Source organism: Streptomyces sp. NPDC003036 (assembly GCF_040611175.1).
GTDB lineage: Bacteria > Actinomycetota > Actinomycetes > Streptomycetales > Streptomycetaceae > Streptomyces.
In genome coordinates this window covers 1-17,500 of sequence record NZ_JBEXNO010000038.1, presented here as the reverse complement: position 1 = coordinate 17,500, position 17,500 = coordinate 1, and the positions used below count along the sequence as shown (strand labels likewise).

The window sequence follows — 17,500 nt, the reverse complement described above, 5'->3', positions numbered from 1 at the left end:
GCCCCTCCTAGGAGACCCCGTTGGCCACAGGGACCCAACAACCACACACCGAACCGGCGGATCCATCGCGCACCGGCGTGCACAGCGCCACCCGTGCCGCCATCGCGCCCCGCCACCTGCGTACCGACCGCTGGTGGCTCGCACCCGCCGCCACGGCCGCCGGACTGCTGGCGTTCATCGTCTACTCCACCTGGCGCGCCTTCGCCAACAGCGACTACTACGCCGCTCCCTACGTCTCGCCGTTCTACTCGCCGTGCCTCGCCGAGAACTGCGCGCCGATGAAGGACGGGCCCAACTGGGAGATCTTCGGCAGCTGGTGGGGCCTCTCCCCCGCCCTGCTGATCCTGATCTTCCCGCTCGGCTTCCGGCTGACCTGCTACTACTACCGCAAGGCGTACTACCGGGGCTTCTGGGCGTCGCCTCCGGCGTGCGCGGTCGCCGAACCGCACAAGAAGTACACCGGCGAGACCCGCTTCCCGCTGATCATGCAGAACATCCACCGGTACTTCTTCTACGCCGCCCTGCCGGTCGCCGGCATCCTCACGTACGACACCGTGCTCGCCTTCCGCGACGCGTCGTACGCGTGGGGGCACATGGGTCTGGGGACGCTGGTCTTCCTCGTCAACATCGGGCTGATCTGGGCGTACACCCTCTCCTGCCACTCCTGTCGGCACATCGTCGGCGGCCGGCTGAAGCACTTCTCGAAGCATCCGGTGCGCTACCGGCTGTGGAGCTGGGTCGGCAAGCTGAACGCCCGTCACATGCAGCTCGCCTGGGCGTCGCTGCTGAGCGTCGCGCTCGCCGACTTCTACGTGTACCTGCTCGCCACGGGCGCTTTCGAGGATCCGAGGTTCTTCTGATGAGTCAAGCGGAACGGCAGCAGTGGGACGTCGTCGTGGTCGGCGCCGGCGGGGCGGGGCTGCGGGCCGCCATCGAGGCGCGCGAGCGGGGCGCCCGTACGGCCGTGGTCTGCAAATCGTTGTTCGGCAAGGCCCACACCGTGATGGCGGAGGGCGGCATCGCCGCCTCCATGGGCAACGTCAACGCCGGGGACAACTGGCAGGTGCACTTCCGCGACACCATGCGCGGCGGCAAGTTCCTCAACCAGTGGCGCATGGCCGAGCTGCACGCACGCGAGGCCCCCGACCGGGTGTGGGAGCTGGAGACCTGGGGCGCCCTCTTCGACCGCACCAAGGACGGCCGCATCTCCCAGCGCAACTTCGGCGGCCACGAGTACCCCCGCCTGGCGCACGTCGGCGACCGCACCGGCCTGGAGCTCATCCGTACGCTCCAGCAGAAGATCGTTTCCCTCCAGCAGGAGGACAAGGAGCGCTTCGGGGACTACGAGGCCCGGCTGAAGGTCTTCCAGGAGTGCACGGTCACACGTGTGCTGAAAGAGGACGGCAGGGTCTCCGGGGCCTTCTGCTACGAGCGCGAGTCCGGCCGGTTCTTCGTCCTGGAGGCCCCGTCCGTGGTCCTCGCGACCGGCGGCATCGGCAAGTCCTTCAAGGTCACCTCCAACTCCTGGGAGTACACCGGCGACGGCCACGCGCTGGCGCTGCTGGCGGGCGCGCCGCTGGTGAACATGGAGTTCGTCCAGTTCCACCCCACCGGCATGGTCTGGCCGCCGTCCGTGAAGGGCATCCTCGTCACCGAGTCCGTACGCGGCGACGGCGGCGTGCTGCGCAACAGCGACGGCAAGCGGTTCATGTTCGACTACGTCCCGGACGTCTTCAAGGAGAAGTACGCCGAGACGGAGGAGGAGGGCGACCGCTGGTACGAGGACCCGGACAACAACCGGCGTCCGCCCGAGCTGCTCCCCCGCGACGAGGTCGCCCGCGCGATCAACGCCGAGGTCAAGGCGGGGCGCGGCTCCCCGCACGGCGGGGTGTTCCTCGACGTGTCGACGCGCATGCCGGCCGAGACCATCAAGCGGCGACTGCCGTCGATGTACCACCAGTTCAAGGAGCTGGCGGACGTCGACATCACCGCCGAGCCGATGGAGGTCGGCCCGACCTGCCACTACGTGATGGGCGGCGTGGCCGTCGACTCGGACACGGCCGCGGCGGTCGGCGTCCCCGGCCTGTTCGCCGCCGGTGAGGTCGCGGGCGGCATGCACGGCTCCAACCGGCTCGGCGGGAACTCCCTCTCCGACCTGCTGGTCTTCGGGCGCCGGGCCGGGCTGTACGCGGCGGAGTACGCGGCCGGCCTCGGCGAGCGCCCGCAGGTGGACGCCGCGCAGGTCGACGCGGCGGCCGCCGAGGCGCTGCGGCCGTTCGGCCCCGAGGGCCTGGAGCCCGCCGAGGTCCCGGAGAACCCGTACACGCTCCACCAGGAGCTCCAGCAGACGATGAACGACCTCGTCGGCATCATCCGCCGCGAGGAGGAGATGGCGCAGGCCCTGCGCACCCTCGTCGAGCTGCGCCGGCGGGCGGGGCGGGCGGTCGTCGAGGGCCACCGGCAGTTCAACCCCGGCTGGCACCTGGCGCTGGACCTGCGCAACATGCTGCTGGTCAGCGAGTGCGTGGCGCGTGCGGCGCTGGAGCGCCGGGAGAGCCGCGGCGGCCACACCCGGGAGGACTGCCCGGGCATGGACCGCGAGTGGCGGCGGATCAACCTGCTGTGCAAGCTCGCGGCGCCCGACTCCGCGCGCGGGCAGATCACCCTGGAACGCACGACGACCGAGCCCATCCGTACCGACCTGCTCGCTCTCTTCGACAAGGAGGAGCTGGTCAAGTACCTCGCCGAAGAGGAGCTCTACGAGTGACCACGTACGACGCGAGCTTCCGGGTGTGGCGGGGCGACACGGCCGGCGGCGGTCTGAAGGACTTCACCGTCGAGGTGAACGACGGCGAGGTCGTGCTCGACATCATCCACCGGCTCCAGGCCACCCAGGCCCCGGACCTGGCGGTGCGGTGGAACTGCAAGGCGGGCAAGTGCGGCTCGTGCAGCGCGGAGATCAACGGCCGTCCGCGGCTGATGTGCATGACGCGGATGTCGACGTTCTCACGGGACGAGACGATCACGGTGACGCCGCTGCGGGCCTTCCCCGTGGTGCGGGACCTGGTCACGGACGTGTCCTTCAACTACGAGAAGGCGCGCGAGGTGCCGTCGTTCGTGCCGCCGCAGGGGCTGGCGCCGGGCGAGTACCGGATGCAGCAGGTGGACGTGGACCGTCCGCAGGAGTTCCGCAAGTGCATCGAGTGCTTCCTGTGCCAGGACACCTGCCATGTGGTGCGCGACCACGAGGAGAACAAGACGGCCTTCGCGGGGCCGCGCTTCCTGATGCGGATCGCGGAGCTCGACATGCACCCGCTGGACGCGGCGGCGGACAGCGGCCTGGACCGCAAGGCGACGGCGCAGGACGAGCACGGGCTGGGCTACTGCAACATCACCAAGTGCTGCACCGAGGTCTGCCCCGAGGGCATCAAGATCACGGACAACGCCCTGATCCCGCTGAAGGAGCGGGCCGTGGACCGCAAGTACGACCCGCTGGTGTGGCTCGGCAGCAAGATCGGCCGGCGTCCGGTCGCGAAGCCCCAGAAGGGGACATAGCCTCACAGATGTGACGCTGGGTACCGGCCCCCCGTACGCGTACGGGGGGCCTGTGTCATCGAGGAGCCGGTGTCATCGAGGAGAGGTGCCATGACCAGCAAGCAGACCGTCCTCGGCCGCGTGGCCCAGCTGGCGAAGGCCGACGTCAACGCGCTGCTCGACCAGGCGGAGGATCCGCGGCGGATGCTGGACGAGCTGATCCGCGACTACTCCACGCACATCGCCGAGGCCGAGCGGGCGGTGGAGAGCACCCTCGACGGCCTGCGGCTGCTGGAGCAGGACCACGGGGAGGACGTCACGGCGGCCCACGAGTGGGGCGAGAAGGCCCGTGAGGCGAGTCGCAAGGCCGACGACCTGCGGATGGCGAACCGCGGCGGCCTCGCGGACAAGTTCGACACCCTCGCGAAGGTGGCCCTCGGACACCAGCTCCAGGCCGAGGAGGACGCACGGGCCGCCGAGCCGACGATCGCGGCCCAGCGGGAGCTCGTGGCGACGCTGCGGGACGGCCTGGAGCGGATGCGGCAGAAGCTGACCGCGCTGGAGGCGGCGCGTTCGGACGCGACCGCCGTCAGCCGTACGCCGAAGCTGGACGTGGTCCGCTCGATCGACGTCCTCGACCCCACGAGCGAGCTCAGCCGCTTCGACGACAAGGTGCGCCGCGAGGAGGCCAAGGCGCTGGGCAAGCAGGAGCTCGCGGCCTCGTCCCTGGACGGCCTCTTCGAACGGCTGGACCTGCCCGACCTCGCCACCCGCCGCGCGGAGATCGAGGCGCGGCTGGCGGCGCTGAAGGCGGCTGCGTAAAACTCCTTCGGCTTCGGCTCAGAACATGCTCAGGAGCTGGTCGACCGTCGGTTCCGAGGGGCTCGTGCCCGAGGGGAGCGGCAGGTCGAACCAGACCGTCTTGCCGCGCGGTGTGCGCCGCGAGCCCCACGAGGTGCTGAGCAGGCCGACGAGCTGGAGGCCCCGGCCGCCCTCGTCGGTGTCGCGGGCGCGGCGGCGGCGGGGCTGGACCAGGCCCGCGTCCCACACCTCGCACACCAGGGTCCGGTCGCGCAGCAGCCGCAGCCGGATCTCGCCCTCGCCGTACCGCAGGGCGTTGGTGACCAGCTCGCTGACGAGCAGCTCCACGGTGTCGACGAGCGGCCCCAGCTCCCAGGCGGTCAGCTGGGCCCGGGCCAGCTCGCGGGCGCGGCCGACGGAGCGCGGCTCGCGCGGCAGGCGCCAGTCGCCGACCGCCTCGGCGGGCAGGCCCTGGACGCGGGCCATGAGCAGGGCGATGTCGTCCTCGCCGTGGCGGGTGTCCAGGGTGGTCAGGACGTGGTCGCAGACGTCCTCCAGCGGCCGCGCCGGGTCGGTGAGCGCGCTGCGGAAGGCCCGCAGGCCCTCGTCGAGTGGGTGGTCGCGGGACTCGACGAGCCCGTCGGTGTAGAGGGCGAGCAGCGCGCCCTCGGGGAGCTCGATCTCGACCTCCTCGAAGGGCTCGCCGCCGACGCCGACGCCGAGGGGCATGCCGGGCGGTACGTCGAGGAGGAGCGCCTCCTCGCCCTGCTCGACCAGCACCGGCGGGAGGTGCCCGGCGTTGGCGAAGGTGCAGCGGCGGGTGACGGCGTCGTACACGGCGTACACGCAGGTGGCGAGGTAGACCTCGGAACGTTCGACCGCGCCGCGGCCGGCGCGGCCGGCGCCGGTGGGGGTGCCGAGACCGCGGGCGATCTCGTCGAGGTGGGAGAGCACCTCGGCCGGCTCCAGGTCGAGCTGCGCCAGGGTGCGGACCGCCGTGCGCAGTTCGCCCATCGCGACGGCGGCGCGCAGCCCGCGGCCCATGACGTCGCCGACGACGAGGGCGGTGCGGTGCCCGGGCAGCTCGATGACGTCGAACCAGTCGCCGCCGACCTCGGTGGCGGTGTTGCCGGGCAGGTAGCGGCAGGCGATGTCGAGGCCGGCGGCCTCGGGGTCGCCGGGCGGCAGCAGGCTGCGCTGGAGGATCAGCGCGCGTTCGTGCTCGCGGCGGTAGAGCCGGGCGTTGTCGATGCAGACGGCGGCGCGGGCGGCGAGCTCGACGGCGAGGGCCCGGTCGCGTTCGCCGAAGGGCTCACTGCCCTTCGTACGGGAGAACTGGACCAGCCCGACGACGGTGTCGTGCGCGACCATCGGCACCACGAGGGTGGACTGGACGAGGCTGCCGTCGGCGGCCGGCAGGGTCTGCGGGCGGCCGGTGCGCAGGGCGGCCGCGCAGGGTGAGTTGAAGGGGTAGCGGTGGACGGCCCCGACGTCGATGGGCGCGGTGTCGCAGCAGCGGGGCACCTCGCCGGGGTTGACGCTCTGGCTCACCAGCGGGGTGTCCGACACGGCGCTGGCGAAGGCGACGCGGCGCAGGTCGGCGCCTCCGTCGGCGGCGCGCCCGGGCGGGGCCTCGTCGCCGGTGAGCAGGCCCTGGTAGAGGTCGACGGAGGCGAGGTCGCAGAAGCCGGGGACGGCGACGTCGAGTAGCTCGCGGGCGGTGGTCTCCAGGTCGAGGCTGTTGCCGATGCGGGCGCTGGCCTCGTTGAGGAGGGCGAGGTTGCGGCGGGCGCTGGCGGCCTCGCGGGCGGCGATCTGGCGGCGGGTGACGTCGGTGCCGAGGCCGGCGACGCCGATGGGGCGGCCGGTGCCGCTGTGCACCCGGTAGAGGTTGATCGACCAGTGGCGGTGATCGGTGCCACCGGGCACGGAGCCGGTCAGCTGGAGGTCGGTGACGGCCTCGCCGGTCCGCAGGACGCGCTGCAGCGCGGCGGTCATCCGCTCCGCCTCGGGGCGCGAGAGGTAGTCGTGGACGGTACGGCCCCGGTGGTCGTCGACGGAGCCGCCGAAGACGGTGGCGAAGCGGCGGTTGGCACGCTGGACCGTCAGGTCGGTACCGAAGAGGAGGAACCCGAAAGGTGATTGACCGAAAATCGCCTGTGATGCGGCGAGATCGGTCTCGATCCGTCGCAGCGCGCGGACGTCGACGACGATGCACAGCGCGCCCCGCTCACCGTCCGCGGTCTCGCTCGGCATCACGTACAGCTCGGCTATGCCGCGGGTGACGCGCTCGCCCGGGATACGGAAGGGGACGAGGCCCGTCCATTCCTTGCCGTCGAGGATCTCGGCGACCTTGCGGTGACCGCGCGGGCGCAGGTCGGGGGGCATGAACGCCTCGACCGGGTCCTTGCCCCTGACCTCGCGGGCCGGGATGCCGAACAGCTCGGCGGCGCGGAGGCTCCACTGATCGACCAGGCCGTCGGGGCCTATCGAGAAGGACGCGACTCTGATGTAGTCATAGATCGAGCCAGGCGGGCTGCTCTGCCACATGACGCCGCTCGCCGTCTCAGGTATCTCGCTCACGCGACCGTCCCCTCCAGCTCACCGCACCGGACCGGCCATTCCCGCAGTATTCAGCACTACGGCCCCCGTCGGCACGCCGTTCACGATCACAGGGTGGTCTCGGTCGTTTTGAGCCTGCCCGGAAAGTGATCGTCCCTTCACTCTTCTAACCAGGCAGGACCAGCTCGAACCACACAGTCTTTCCCGCGCGACCCCTGCGGGCCCCCCAGCGGCGGGCGGAACAGGCCACGAGCTGAAGCCCGCGGCCGCCTTCCTCGTCGGGCCCGGCGGGTCGCTCCAAGGGCGGATCCGGAAGCGGATCGGAGACCTCCACGGTGAGGGCGGGCACCCCGTCCCGGTGCGGCGGACGGCTCAGCCGGACCCCGATGGGCCCGGAGGCGTACCGCATGGAATTGGTCACGAGCTCGCTCACCAGCAGCACCGTCACATCCCCGACGGCCGCCTCCAGATCCCAACCGCGGAGCGTCTCCCGGACGGCGTGCCGGGCGGTCCGTACGGCGTCGAGCTCGGCCGGGAAGGTCCACTCGGCGACGCACTCGCCTTTGGTGTCGATCACGCCGACCACTTCCCAGAGCGAGGCAGACCCACGTCCATTTTTGGGGGGTTAATCGGCACATACCCGATATTCGGGGCGCACTATCGCGCTGGGGGGCGCATGGTGGCACGAACGGCGTACAGCGGTGCGTCAGGCCCCGGGGCGGGGCGGCCTCTCAGGGCCGCCTTTCAGGGCCACCTTTCAGGACTGCTCCGCGGGGAAGTAGCCCGCCACCGCGGCGACGGCGGGCCGGTCCTGATCCAGCCAGTCGACACTGTCCAGTTCACGGCGGTCCAGCCAGCGCAGCTCGTCATGGTCCTGCAGTGCCTGCGGCTCCCCCGCGAGGAGCCGCGCCGTCCAGACCTGGAGGACGTACCCCGGCGCCAGCGGCCACTCGCCGGGTACGCGCTCGACCGGCGCGGTCTCCACGCCCAACTCCTCGCGCAGCTCCCGTACGAGCGCCTCCTGCGCCGTCTCGCCGGCCTCCAGCTTGCCACCGGGCAGCTCCCAGCGGCCGGCGAGCGCCGGCGGGGCGCTGCGGCGCGCGGCCAGGAGCCGCCCCTCGTCGAACACGGCTCCGGCCACCACCACACGATCCGTCATGCGCCGGAGCGTAACCCGCGCCCGGTCAGCGCAGCCGGAAGGGTCGAGAAGGGTCAGACGGTCGTCTGACCCACCCGCTCGACCCAGTACGTCTGCTCGTGCCCGCGTGAGTCGAGGCTGTCGGCGAGCTTCTGCGCCTCGTCCCTGGTGGCGCACCTGCCCACCCGGTACTGGTTGCCGTTGTCGTCCTGGCGAATGACCAGCCAGGGGAGTACCGCACCGCTGTCGTTCATCGCACTTCTCCCCCCACCGGCGGGCATATCTCTAAGGATCCCGAGGAAACCGCACTCCGCATATGCCCGAGCTTACGCCTGACCTTCACGCAGCGGATACGGGTTTTCACAAAGAGATACGGTTCCGGCCAGGGAACCGGCACAGAAAGGGGGCGCACTCGGCCGAGTGCGCCCCTTGCGCGAAGCCGAGAGGCCGTCAGCGCACCGGCAGGTGGTACGAGAGCCGGTAGCGGTCGGCGGGCACCACCACATCGGCCGTCTCCACCGCCCGCCCCGACGCGAAGTACGTCCGCTCCACCACCATCACCACGTGTCCCGGCACCCCCCCGAGGGTCAGCAGCTCCTCGGCGAGCCCGGGCCGCGCGCCGACCTCCTCCACCACGTTGTCCACGACGACGTCGATGGCCGCCATCCGCTCGACGACCCCGCAGCCGCCGAGCGGCCCCTCCTCCGGCAGCATGACCGGCGTGCGCCCGGTGACGGCGAGCGGCTCCCAGGAGGTGGAGAGCATCATCGGCTCGCCGCCCTCCCGGAAGACGTACCGCGTGCGCATCACCCGCTCCCCGGGCGCGATGCCGAGCCGCTCGGCGATGGCCGTGCTCGCGCGCTCCTGCTCGCTGCTGGACTCCCAGGTGCCGCGCGCGCCCTCGTCCGCCTGCTCCTGCCGGAAGGGGGTGGCTCCGGAGGGCCTGCGGTAGCCGGAGCGCGCGATCCGGCGCGGCACGGGCCGCTCCCGGACGTACGTCCCCGAGCCGGAGCGGCCCTCCACCAGACCCTCGGCCATGAGCACCTTGCGGGCCTCCAGGGCGACGGTGTCCGAGACCCCGTACTCCTCGCGGATGCGGGCCTGCGAGGGGAGACGGGTGTGCGGCGGCAGCGAGCCATTGACGATCTTCTGCCGAAGATCGCTCGCGACGCGCAGATAGGCGGGCTGCTCACCGAATGTCACGGGCCACTCCCATCAGCTTGACAGACAGCTACAGCGTGGCAACCGACGGTTGAGCGCCGCAAGCATGAGCCAGAGATTCACCCAAAGTGATGACGGCCGTTCAGACGGCCGTCCCCGCACCGGAACCCGAGCCCGACCCCCCCGACTGCCCCGGGTCCTCCGGGTCCTCCGGGTCCTCCGGGTCCTCGCTCGGGTCGTCCGGCGGGGTGTCCGCCAGCCCCAGCGCGGTGCGCGCCTCGGCCCCCAGGTCGTACGGAAGGGCGTCGTACCCCCGCTCGTAGTGCTCCCAGAAGGCGTCCGGGTCCGAGGTGTCGGCCGCCTTCCTCCAGTGCCCGCGGGCGGACTTCAGCTGCGCCACGAGCTCCGTCACGGCCTTCTTGGACACGGCCGGCCACTGGTACTTCTCCAGCGCCGCGGCCGACGCCGTCAGCGTCGCCTCGACGTCACGGGCCCAGGCCGCGTTGCCTTCCGGGTCGTCCTCGACGCTGTCCTCCGGCTCCTCCATCAGGACGGTGTCGATCGGGTTCATCGCCTGCAGATAGACCAACTGGTGCGCGTCGAGGGTCGTGGAGTCCGCGCGCACCGACCCGGTCAGCTTGCCGGTCTCGGCGGCGACCGAGCAGCTCACCTCGCGGTCGCCGTACCGCCAGCTGTCCTTGCTCGGCTGGTAGTAGTACAGCCAGGCGTTGTCCGGGCGGGCCCAGGCGTCCATCGCGTACGCGTTGCTGATCGTCTCGCAGCGCTCCTCGGCCTGGGCGTCGAGCGCCTTCTCGCCCGGCCACTCCTTGCCGAAACCGGTGAGCTTGAAGGAGCCGGTGATCTCGCCGTCGTGCGGCCGGGAGCACGGGACGATCTCCACCTCGGCCGCCTCCGACTCGGGCCCGCCGGCGGTCCGGTCGAAGCACTGCCCCTTGCGGAGGTCGAACGTGGAGCGGGAGCTCCGCTCCTCCCGCATCGCCTCCCGCACACCGTCGTAGGCCTCGCGGAAGCCACCACTGGCGATCCCGGCCGTCACCAGCAGCGTGCCGACCAGGGACATGACCATGCCCCCGATGGCCAGCCCCTTGCCGCGTTCGCCCTTCTTCTTGATCCGCGCGAGGGCGATGGCCCCCAGGATCATGCCGAGCGGCGGTACGCAGCAGAGGATGCCCACGATCAGGGACGCGATGGAGAGCCCGTTGATGGGGGGCACGGGCGGCGGGAGCGGGCCGGGTGCGCCGGGGATGCCGTAACCCGGTATCCCGTAGGCGGGGTGGGGCTGCTGGGGCGGGGGCCACCCCTGGGAGGACGGTTCCACGGCTTGCGGTGCTCCTGTCGGGGCGGAATCGATCATTTGAACGGGGCGCGCGGCATCGTACGCGACACGCGAAAGGGCGGCCGCCATGGGATGGCGGCCGCCCTTCACGTGCGGTGGGACGGGAGCGTCAGAACGTCAGAACTGCAGGGCCCAGGAGTCGATCTTCCCGGTGTCGTAGTTGGCGTTGTCGCTCACCCGCAGCTTCCACGTGCCGTTCGCGACCTCCGAGGAGGCGTCGACGGTGTACGTGGTGTTGATGTTGTCGGCGCTGCCGCCGGTGCCGTAGGCCTTGAGCGTGTACGCGGTGCCGTCGGGCGCGATCAGCTGCACCTGGAGGTCGCCGATGTACGTGTGGACGATGTTCACGGGCACCTGGAGGGCGGACGGGGCGTTGCCCGTGACGCCGGAGACGGTGACCGGCGATTCGACGGTGGCGTTGTCGTTGATCGCGTAGTCGGCGGTGTTCTCGAACCGCTTGCCGGGAGGCGGCGTGGTGCCGCCGTCGCCGACGTACAGCAGGCGGTTCGGGGAGCCGGTGCCCGGGTTGGTGACCACGCCGGTGGTGGCGGCGGAGGTCAGCGCCGAGGCGACCTGGGACGGGGTCGCCGTCCGGTTGTTGGCCAGGTACAGCGCGGCGGCGCCCGCGACGTGCGGGGTGGCCATCGACGTACCGGAGATGGTGTTGGTGGCGGAGTCGCCGGTGTTCCAGGCCGAGGTGATGGAGGAGCCCGGCGCGAAGATGTCCACGATGCTGCCGTAGTTGGAGAAGCTGGACCGCGCGTCGCTGTTGGTCGTGGAGCCGACCGTGATGGCCTCGCTGACGCGGGCCGGCGAGGTGCTGGACGCGTCGCGGCCGTCGTTGCCCGCCGCGATGGCGTACGTGACGCCGGAGGCGATGGAGTTGCGTACGGCCGTGTCGAGCGCCGAGTCGGCGCCGCCGCCGAGGCTCATGTTGGCGACGGCCGGCTTGACGGCGTTGCGGGTCACCCAGTCGATGCCGGCGACGACCTGGGCGGTGGTGCCGGAGCCGGAGTTGTTGAGCACGCGGACGCCGACGATCTTGGCCTTCTTGGCCACGCCGTACGCGTTGCCGGCGACGGTGCCGGCGACGTGCGTGCCGTGGCCGTTGCCGTCCTGCGCGGTGTTGTCGTTGTCGACGGCGTCGTAGCCGTACGTGGCCCGCCCGCCGAAGTCGCCGTGGGTGATGCGTACGCCGGTGTCGATGATGTACGCGGTGACGCCGTCCCCGGCCGGCTCGGGGTAGGTGTAGCTCTGGTTGAGCGGCAGGGCGCGCTGGTCGATGCGGTCCAGGCCCCAGGAGGGCGGCGACGGCTGGGTGCCGTTGATGCTGAAGACGCGGTTCTGGACGACGGAGTCCACGGCCGGGTCGGCGGCGAGCTTCTTCGCCTGGGCCTCGGAGAGCTCGACGGCGTAACCGTTGAGGGCCGAGGTGAACGTCTTCTCGATCTTCGCGCCGTACTTCGCGGCGACCGCGCGGCCCGCCTTGGACTCGGCGGGAGCCTCGGACTCGTCCAGGGTGACGATGTAGCTGCCCGCGACGGCGTTGGGAGCGCCCGCGTACTGGATGACGCCTTCCGGGGCCTGCTCTGCCGCGGCGGACGGCAGGGCGGACGCGGTGCCGAGAGCCAGGGCGGCGACGGCTATGGCGCTGGCCGCGGCGAGTCTTCGCCGCGAGGTACGCATCACTGACATGTGAGGGGTCCTCCTCATCGGGTGGTGCGCTGCTGTGGGGGTGCGGCACCCAGGTACGGACATGCGCATGACAAGCCGCACGTCAAGGAGACGCCGCCGCGTACGCGGCGTTTCCCGTACCTGACTGCCGAGCGAAAGATTGGCTGATCCATAGGAATCGCACAAGGGTGCCGACGCTCCGGTAACAAGGTCGCCACACGGCCGCCATACCGGAGCCCCCGGTCCCGGCAGGGGGCTGCGCCTGTCCGCATTGCGGAGTCCGCTGCCCCGTATCCGCCCTGACCTGGGTCTGGCCTCCGCACGCCGGGGCGTCCGCGACGGCGGCGCCTTCCCGACCGTGGCCGGAAATCAGTTCCGTACCCCGTGCGGAGACTTGGCCGAACGGAGCCTGTTCGCCGAGCCCGCGGGTGTGCGGCGTGGCGTGCGGCGCGCAGGGGGCCGGTTACCGGTGCAGCATGGAAGAGAGGCCCACAACGACGACCCCGGAGGTGTGGGAGCCATGGGCACGTACATGGACGTCCACCGCGGAATGAAGGGCATCACGTCCGACCAGCTGCGCGAGGCGCACGAGGCGGACCTCGCCATCGAGAAGGAGGAAGGGGTCCACTTCGAGAGGGCATGGGCCGACCCGCAGTCCGGCACGGTCTACTGCCTGTCCACCGGCCCCTCGGCGGACGCCGTGAAGCGCATCCACGAACGGACCGGCCACGCGGCCGACGAGATCCACGAGGTGCCGCTGTCGGTGTGACGCCAGGATCACCGATCCCGGACTACGACCGGCGGCGGGGCTTCCCGCTCTTGCCGCCGCTGCGGCCGGCCGGCTTCCCGGTCGACTTTCCGGAGGCTTTTCCGGCCGACTTCCCGGTCGACTTCCCGGTCGACTTCCCGGCCGAGCCTCCGGCGGCGGGCTTCCGCCGTGCGCCGGTGCCCGTCGTCTCGGGGCGCTTGCGCTGCTTCGGCTGAGCGGCCGGGGCGGCGGCGCGGCCCCGGGTGCTGTTGACGGTCCGCCCCCGGACGATCCCGATGAAGTCCTCCACCATGTCGGTGGTGGCGTCCTCCGGCCACGACAGCGCGACACGCGACTGCGGAACACCGGTCACCGGCCGGTACGTGAGGTCCCTGCGGTGGTGCAGACGCGCCAGCGACTGCGGGACGAGGAGCAGGCCCACCCCTGCCGCCACCAGCTCGATGGCGTCCGCCGTCGTGGCGGGGCGCTCGATCGCGGGCCGCCCCGGCGGGTGCTCCCAGTCGAGGGTGTCGTCGAGGGGGTGGAAGACGACCTCGTCGGCCAGCTCGTCGGCGGAGACCTCCTCGACCGCCGCCACGATGTGGTCCTTCGGGACCACGACCACCGTCGTCTCGGTGTAGAGGGGGATCGCGCTGAGGTCCGTCCCGTCGACCGGCAGCCGCAGGAAACCGGCGTCGGCATCGCGCCGGCGCAGTACGCCGGGGGCTTCGGCGGCCGGCACCGCGACGAGCTCCAGCGGGATGTGGGGCAGGCGCTCCTGCCAGATCCGCACCCACTTGGCGGGGGTCACGCCCGGGACGTACGCGAGCCGGAACGAGGGAAGTGCTTCCGAGCCTGTCACCCGGCCAGGTTACCGGGCGTGGTCGGCGGTCGCGCGCATGCTCGATATCCTTGACATCATGACGTCGCACAAGACCGCCCAGACGATGAAGCCCGCGACCGCGGCGAAGAAGCTGGGTGTGTACCTCGAGGCCACCCCCGCCGAGTTCCGTGAGGGTGTCGTCACGCGCGACGAGCTGACCGCCCTCCAGTCCGACCCCCCGGAGTGGCTGCGCGAACTGCGCCGCAACGGCCCGCACCCCCGCCCCGTCGTCGCCGCCAAGCTGGGCGTCTCCATCTCGGGCCTCGCCCGCGGCGGAGTGACGGAGGCCCTCACCACCGAGCAGATCGAGGCGCTGAAGCAGGAGTCCCCGGAGTGGCTCCAGAAGGAGCGCGCCACGCAGGCCGAGGTCCGCAAGGAGGCGGCGCGCCTGAAGGCGAAGCAGGCGGAGCAGGGCGAGTAGCCCGCGACGCACGTTCCTGACCGCGCTTACGGTACGTAACGGAAGGGCCGGCTCCCGAGGGAGCCGGCCCTTCTCTCCAACAGGCGCCCTTACAGCGTGCCCGTGAGGTGCTCCGGCCGTACCGGCGTCTTGTTCAGCTCCAGGCCCGTCGCGTTCCGGATCGCCGCGAGGACGGCCGGAGTGGACGACAGGGTCGGGGCCTCGCCGATGCCGCGCACGCCGTACGGCGCGTTCGGGTCCGCCAGTTCGAGGTAGTCGACCGGGATGGTCGGGGTGTCGAGGATGGTGGGGATCAGGTAGTCCGTGAAGGAGGGGTTCTTCACCTTCGCGGTCTTCGGGTCGACGATGATCTCCTCCATCACGGCGACGCCCAGGCCCTGGGTGGTGCCGCCCTGGATCTGGCCGACGACGGACAGCGGGTTGAGGGCCTTGCCGACGTCCTGGGCGCAGGCGAGCTCGATGACCTTGACGAGGCCCAGCTCGGTGTCGACCTCCACGACCGCGCGGTGTGCGGCGAAGGAGTACTGGACGTGGCCGTTGCCCTGGCCCGTGCGCAGGTCGAAGGGCTCGGTGGGGCGGTGCCGCCACTCCTCCTCGACCTCCACCGCCTGGTCCTCCAGGACGTCCACCAGGTCGGCGAGGACCTCGCCGCCGTCGGTGACGACCTTGCCGCCCTCCAGGAGGAGTTCGGCGGTGGCCCACGCGGGGTGGTAGGTGCCGAACTTGCGGCGGCCGATCTCCAGGACCTTCTCGCGGACGAGCTCGCAGGAGTTCTTGATGGCGCCCCCGGTCATGTACGTCTGGCGGGCCGCCGACGTCGAACCGGCCGAGCCCACCTGGGTGTCGGCAGGATGGATGGTGACCTGCTGGACGCCGAGCTCGGTACGGGCGATCTGCGCGTGGATCGTGACACCGCCCTGGCCGACCTCCGCCGCGGCCGTGTGGACCGTGGCGACGGCCTCGCCGTTGATCACCTCGATGCGGACCTTGGCGGTGGAGTAGTCGTCGAAGCCCTCGGAGAAGCCGACGTTCTTGATGCCGACCGCGTAGCCGACGCCGCGGACGACGCCCTCGCCGTGCGTGGTGTTGGACAGACCGCCCGGCAGCGCGCGGACGTCGGCGCCCGCGGTGGTCTCCCACTGGCGCTCCGGCGGCAGCGGACGCTCCTTGACGCGCCGCAGCAGCTCGGCGACCGGGGCGGGCGAGTCGACCGGCTGACCGGTCGGCATGAGCGTGCCCTGCTCCATGGCGTTGAGCCGGCGGAACTCCACCGGGTCCATGCCCAGCTTCGCCGCGAGCTTGTCCATCTGGGCCTCGTACGCGAAGCACGCCTGGACCGCGCCGAAGCCCCGCATGGCGCCGCAGGGCGGGTTGTTCGTGTAGAGGCCGACCGCCTCGATGTCGACGTCGTCGATGACGTACGGACCGGCCGAGAGGGACGCGGCGTTGCCGACGACCGAGGCCGTGGACGACGCGTACGCGCCGCCGTCCAGCACGATCTTGCACTTCATGTGCGTGAGCTTGCCGTCCTTGGTGGCGCCGTGCTCGTAGTACAGCTTCGCCGGGTGCCGGTGCACGTGGCCGAAGAACGACTCGTAGCGGTTGTAGACGATCTTGACCGGCTTGCCCGTCCGGAGCGCGAGCACGGAGGCGTGGATCTGCATCGAGATGTCCTCGCGGCCGCCGAAGGCGCCGCCGACACCGGCCATCGTCATGCGGACCTTCTCCTCGGGCAGGCCGAGGACCGGGGCGATCTGCTTGAGGTCCGAGTGCAGCCACTGGGTGGCGACGTAGAGGTCGACACCCCCGTCCTCCGCGGGCACGGCGAGGCCGGACTCCGGGCCGAGGAAGGCCTGGTCCTGCATGCCGAAGGTGTACTCGCCCTCGACGATGACATCGGCGCGCTTGCGGGCCTCCTCCACGTCGCCGCGGATGATCGGCTGGCGGTGCACGATGTTGGGGTGGGGAACGTGCGCGGCATGGTGGTCGACGCGGTTCTCGTGCACGAGTACGGCGTCGGGGGCGAGCGCGGAGGCCTCGTCGGTGACGAGCGGCAGCTCCCGGTACTCGACCTTGATCTTCGCGGCGGCGCGGCGGGCGGTCTCCGGGTGGTCGGCGGCCACGAGCGCGACCGGCTCGCCGTGGTGCCGGACCTTGCCGTGGGCGAGGACCGGGGTGTCCTGGAACTCCATGCCGTAGTACTTCATCGGGGCCGGCAGGTCGTCGTACGTCATCACCGCGGAGACGCCGGACGTGGCCAGGGCCTCGGAGGTGTCGATGGACACGATCTCGGCGTGCGCCACGGGCGAGCGGAGGATCTGGCCCCAGAGCATGTCCTCGTGCCACATGTCCGACGAGTAGGCGAACTCGCCGGTGACCTTGAGGGTGCCGTCGGGGCGGAGCGTCGACTCGCCGATACCGCCCTTGGCCCGCGAGCGCTGGGTGACGTTGGTGGGGATACCCGTGGTGGTTCCGGCCATGATCAGATCACGCCTTCCTGGAGTCCTTGAGCTTCCCGACGGGCGGCCGCCAGGCGGACCGCGTCGAGGATCTTTTCGTAGCCGGTGCAGCGGCAGAGGTTTCCGGAGAGCCCCTCGCGGATGTCCTCGTCCGTCGGGGAGGGGTTGCGCTCCAGCATCTCGTCGGCCGCGACGAGGAGGCCCGGGGTGCAGAAGCCGCACTGGACGGCGCCCGCGTCGATGAACGCCTGCTGGATCGGCGAGAGCGTCGCCCGCGGGGAGGGGCTGGCCTCGTCGCCGGTCCGCGCGCCGGTGGCAGTGCTGTCGTGGGTTGCCTTGCCGTCGTGGGTGCCGCGACCCCCGTGCGCGGCACGCTGTTCGGCGTAGTCGGCGAGGCCCTCGACGGTGACGACTTCGCGGCCCTCGACCTGGCCGGCGGCGACCAGGCACGAACACACCGGGACGCCGTCCAGGCGCACGGTGCAGGAGCCGCACTCGCCCTGCTCGCACGCGTTCTTGGAGCCGGGCAGACCCACTCGCTCGCGCAGCAGGTAGAGGAGGGACTCGCCCTCCCAGACGTCGTCGGCTTCCTGCGGACGTCCGTTGACCGTGAAATTGACGCGCATGGTCACGCCACTCCTTCCGCGACGCCACGGCCCGTGCCGTTGCGGTACTGCTCCCAGGTCCAGCCGAGCGTGCGGCGGGCCATGATCCCGACGGCGTGACGGCGGTACTTGGCCGTGCCTCGTACGTCGTCGATCG

The 17,500-nt window shown here is 71.4% G+C and carries 16 protein-coding genes and 1 pseudogene; 6 read left to right on the top strand and 11 right to left on the bottom strand.

Going from position 1 to position 17,500, the window contains the following annotated elements; translation table 11 throughout:
• Window positions 1-20: 20 nt before the first annotated feature.
• The 4 genes from ABZX67_RS25280 to ABZX67_RS25265 all read left to right on the top strand — a co-directional run bounded on the left by ABZX67_RS25280 (window position 21) and on the right by ABZX67_RS25265 (window position 4,356).
• Window positions 21-860 carry a hypothetical protein gene (locus tag ABZX67_RS25280; RefSeq protein WP_355364040.1) on the top strand — a complete coding sequence of 280 codons (840 nt, stop codon included), beginning with the start codon at window positions 21-23 and terminating at the stop codon, window positions 858-860.
• Window positions 860-2,767 carry a fumarate reductase/succinate dehydrogenase flavoprotein subunit gene (locus ABZX67_RS25275; protein WP_355364037.1) on the top strand — a complete coding sequence of 636 codons (1,908 nt, stop codon included), beginning with the start codon at window positions 860-862 and terminating at the stop codon, window positions 2,765-2,767. The genes ABZX67_RS25280 and ABZX67_RS25275 overlap by 1 nt, the downstream gene beginning before the upstream one ends.
• Complete coding sequence (locus ABZX67_RS25270; protein WP_355364034.1) at window positions 2,764-3,555, top strand: succinate dehydrogenase/fumarate reductase iron-sulfur subunit; 792 nt, start codon at window positions 2,764-2,766, stop codon at window positions 3,553-3,555. Before ABZX67_RS25275 ends, ABZX67_RS25270 begins: the two co-directional genes overlap by 4 nt.
• Before the next feature lie 90 nt (window positions 3,556-3,645).
• Complete coding sequence (locus tag ABZX67_RS25265) at window positions 3,646-4,356, top strand: PspA/IM30 family protein (protein WP_355364031.1); 711 nt, start codon at window positions 3,646-3,648, stop codon at window positions 4,354-4,356.
• Between the two features lie 18 nt (window positions 4,357-4,374).
• On the opposite strand, the gene ABZX67_RS25260 is transcribed toward ABZX67_RS25265, so the two are convergent.
• From ABZX67_RS25260 to ABZX67_RS25230, 7 genes are all read right to left on the bottom strand, one after another.
• Window positions 4,375-6,885 carry a SpoIIE family protein phosphatase gene (locus ABZX67_RS25260; RefSeq protein ID WP_355364205.1) on the bottom strand — a complete coding sequence of 837 codons (2,511 nt, stop codon included), beginning with the start codon at window positions 6,883-6,885 and terminating at the stop codon, window positions 4,375-4,377.
• Between the two features lie 178 nt (window positions 6,886-7,063).
• Window positions 7,064-7,483, bottom strand: coding sequence for an ATP-binding protein (locus ABZX67_RS25255; protein WP_355364028.1), 420 nt, complete (start codon window positions 7,481-7,483; stop codon window positions 7,064-7,066).
• 171 nt (window positions 7,484-7,654) lie between these two features.
• Window positions 7,655-8,056: a (deoxy)nucleoside triphosphate pyrophosphohydrolase gene (locus ABZX67_RS25250; RefSeq protein WP_355364025.1), complete on the bottom strand. Its 402-nt coding sequence runs from the start codon at window positions 8,054-8,056 to the stop codon at window positions 7,655-7,657.
• 53 nt (window positions 8,057-8,109) lie between these two features.
• Window positions 8,110-8,289 carry an SPOR domain-containing protein gene (locus tag ABZX67_RS25245; RefSeq protein ID WP_355364022.1) on the bottom strand — a complete coding sequence of 60 codons (180 nt, stop codon included), beginning with the start codon at window positions 8,287-8,289 and terminating at the stop codon, window positions 8,110-8,112.
• Between the two features lie 196 nt (window positions 8,290-8,485).
• On the bottom strand, window positions 8,486-9,238 hold the full coding sequence (locus tag ABZX67_RS25240) for a GntR family transcriptional regulator (RefSeq protein WP_355364019.1): 753 nt from the start codon (window positions 9,236-9,238) through the stop codon (window positions 8,486-8,488).
• Between the two features lie 100 nt (window positions 9,239-9,338).
• The gene (locus ABZX67_RS25235; RefSeq protein ID WP_355364016.1) at window positions 9,339-10,535 is read right to left on the bottom strand and encodes a DUF4190 domain-containing protein; all 1,197 of its coding nucleotides are present in this window, start codon (window positions 10,533-10,535) and stop codon (window positions 9,339-9,341) included.
• Window positions 10,536-10,670: 135 nt separating this feature from the next.
• Window positions 10,671-12,248, bottom strand: coding sequence for a S8 family peptidase (locus ABZX67_RS25230; protein ID WP_355364013.1), 1,578 nt, complete (start codon window positions 12,246-12,248; stop codon window positions 10,671-10,673).
• A 499-nt stretch (window positions 12,249-12,747) separates the two neighbouring features.
• Between ABZX67_RS25230 and ABZX67_RS25225 the strand changes: the two genes are divergently transcribed.
• Window positions 12,748-12,996, top strand: a complete 249-nt coding sequence (locus tag ABZX67_RS25225; protein WP_355364010.1) for an SCO4226 family nickel-binding protein — start codon at window positions 12,748-12,750, stop codon at window positions 12,994-12,996.
• 22 nt (window positions 12,997-13,018) lie between these two features.
• Here ABZX67_RS25225 and ABZX67_RS25220 read toward each other — a convergent pair whose 3' ends face one another.
• Window positions 13,019-13,837: a LysR family substrate-binding domain-containing protein gene (locus ABZX67_RS25220; protein WP_355364007.1), complete on the bottom strand. Its 819-nt coding sequence runs from the start codon at window positions 13,835-13,837 to the stop codon at window positions 13,019-13,021.
• A gap of 58 nt (window positions 13,838-13,895) precedes the next feature.
• Here ABZX67_RS25220 and ABZX67_RS25215 point away from each other — a divergent pair, with 58 nt between their 5' ends.
• Window positions 13,896-14,279 (top strand): DUF5997 family protein, encoded by a 384-nt coding sequence (locus tag ABZX67_RS25215; protein WP_355364004.1) that lies wholly within the window; start codon window positions 13,896-13,898, stop codon window positions 14,277-14,279.
• Between the two features lie 89 nt (window positions 14,280-14,368).
• Here ABZX67_RS25215 and pucD read toward each other — a convergent pair whose 3' ends face one another.
• The 3 genes and pseudogenes from pucD to ABZX67_RS25200 form a co-directional block, all read right to left on the bottom strand.
• Window positions 14,369-16,759 (bottom strand): xanthine dehydrogenase subunit D, encoded by a 2,391-nt coding sequence (pucD, locus tag ABZX67_RS25210; RefSeq protein ID WP_355364001.1) that lies wholly within the window; start codon window positions 16,757-16,759, stop codon window positions 14,369-14,371.
• 2 nt (window positions 16,760-16,761) lie between these two features.
• The gene (locus tag ABZX67_RS25205; protein ID WP_355363998.1) at window positions 16,762-17,364 is read right to left on the bottom strand and encodes a (2Fe-2S)-binding protein; all 603 of its coding nucleotides are present in this window, start codon (window positions 17,362-17,364) and stop codon (window positions 16,762-16,764) included.
• 2 nt (window positions 17,365-17,366) lie between these two features.
• Window positions 17,367-17,500 (bottom strand): annotated as a pseudogene (locus ABZX67_RS25200) (xanthine dehydrogenase family protein subunit M); the annotation flags it as partial.

Excerpts from the sequence above, each read along its gene's own strand:
- ABZX67_RS25230 (WP_355364013.1), bottom strand. The coding sequence starts at position 12,248 with ATGTCAGTGATGCGTACCTCGCGGCGAAGACTCGCCGCGGCCAGCGCC.
- ABZX67_RS25215 (WP_355364004.1), top strand. The coding sequence starts at position 13,896 with ATGACGTCGCACAAGACCGCCCAGACGATGAAGCCCGCGACCGCGGCG.
- ABZX67_RS25265 (WP_355364031.1), top strand. The coding sequence starts at position 3,646 with ATGACCAGCAAGCAGACCGTCCTCGGCCGCGTGGCCCAGCTGGCGAAG.
- ABZX67_RS25205 (WP_355363998.1), bottom strand. The coding sequence starts at position 17,364 with ATGCGCGTCAATTTCACGGTCAACGGACGTCCGCAGGAAGCCGACGAC.
- ABZX67_RS25245 (WP_355364022.1), bottom strand. The coding sequence starts at position 8,289 with ATGAACGACAGCGGTGCGGTACTCCCCTGGCTGGTCATTCGCCAGGAC.
- ABZX67_RS25275 (WP_355364037.1), top strand. The coding sequence starts at position 860 with ATGAGTCAAGCGGAACGGCAGCAGTGGGACGTCGTCGTGGTCGGCGCC.
- ABZX67_RS25225 (WP_355364010.1), top strand. The coding sequence starts at position 12,748 with ATGGGCACGTACATGGACGTCCACCGCGGAATGAAGGGCATCACGTCC.
- ABZX67_RS25260 (WP_355364205.1), bottom strand. The coding sequence starts at position 6,885 with ATGTGGCAGAGCAGCCCGCCTGGCTCGATCTATGACTACATCAGAGTC.
- pucD (WP_355364001.1), bottom strand. The coding sequence starts at position 16,759 with ATGGCCGGAACCACCACGGGTATCCCCACCAACGTCACCCAGCGCTCG.
- ABZX67_RS25250 (WP_355364025.1), bottom strand. The coding sequence starts at position 8,056 with ATGACGGATCGTGTGGTGGTGGCCGGAGCCGTGTTCGACGAGGGGCGG.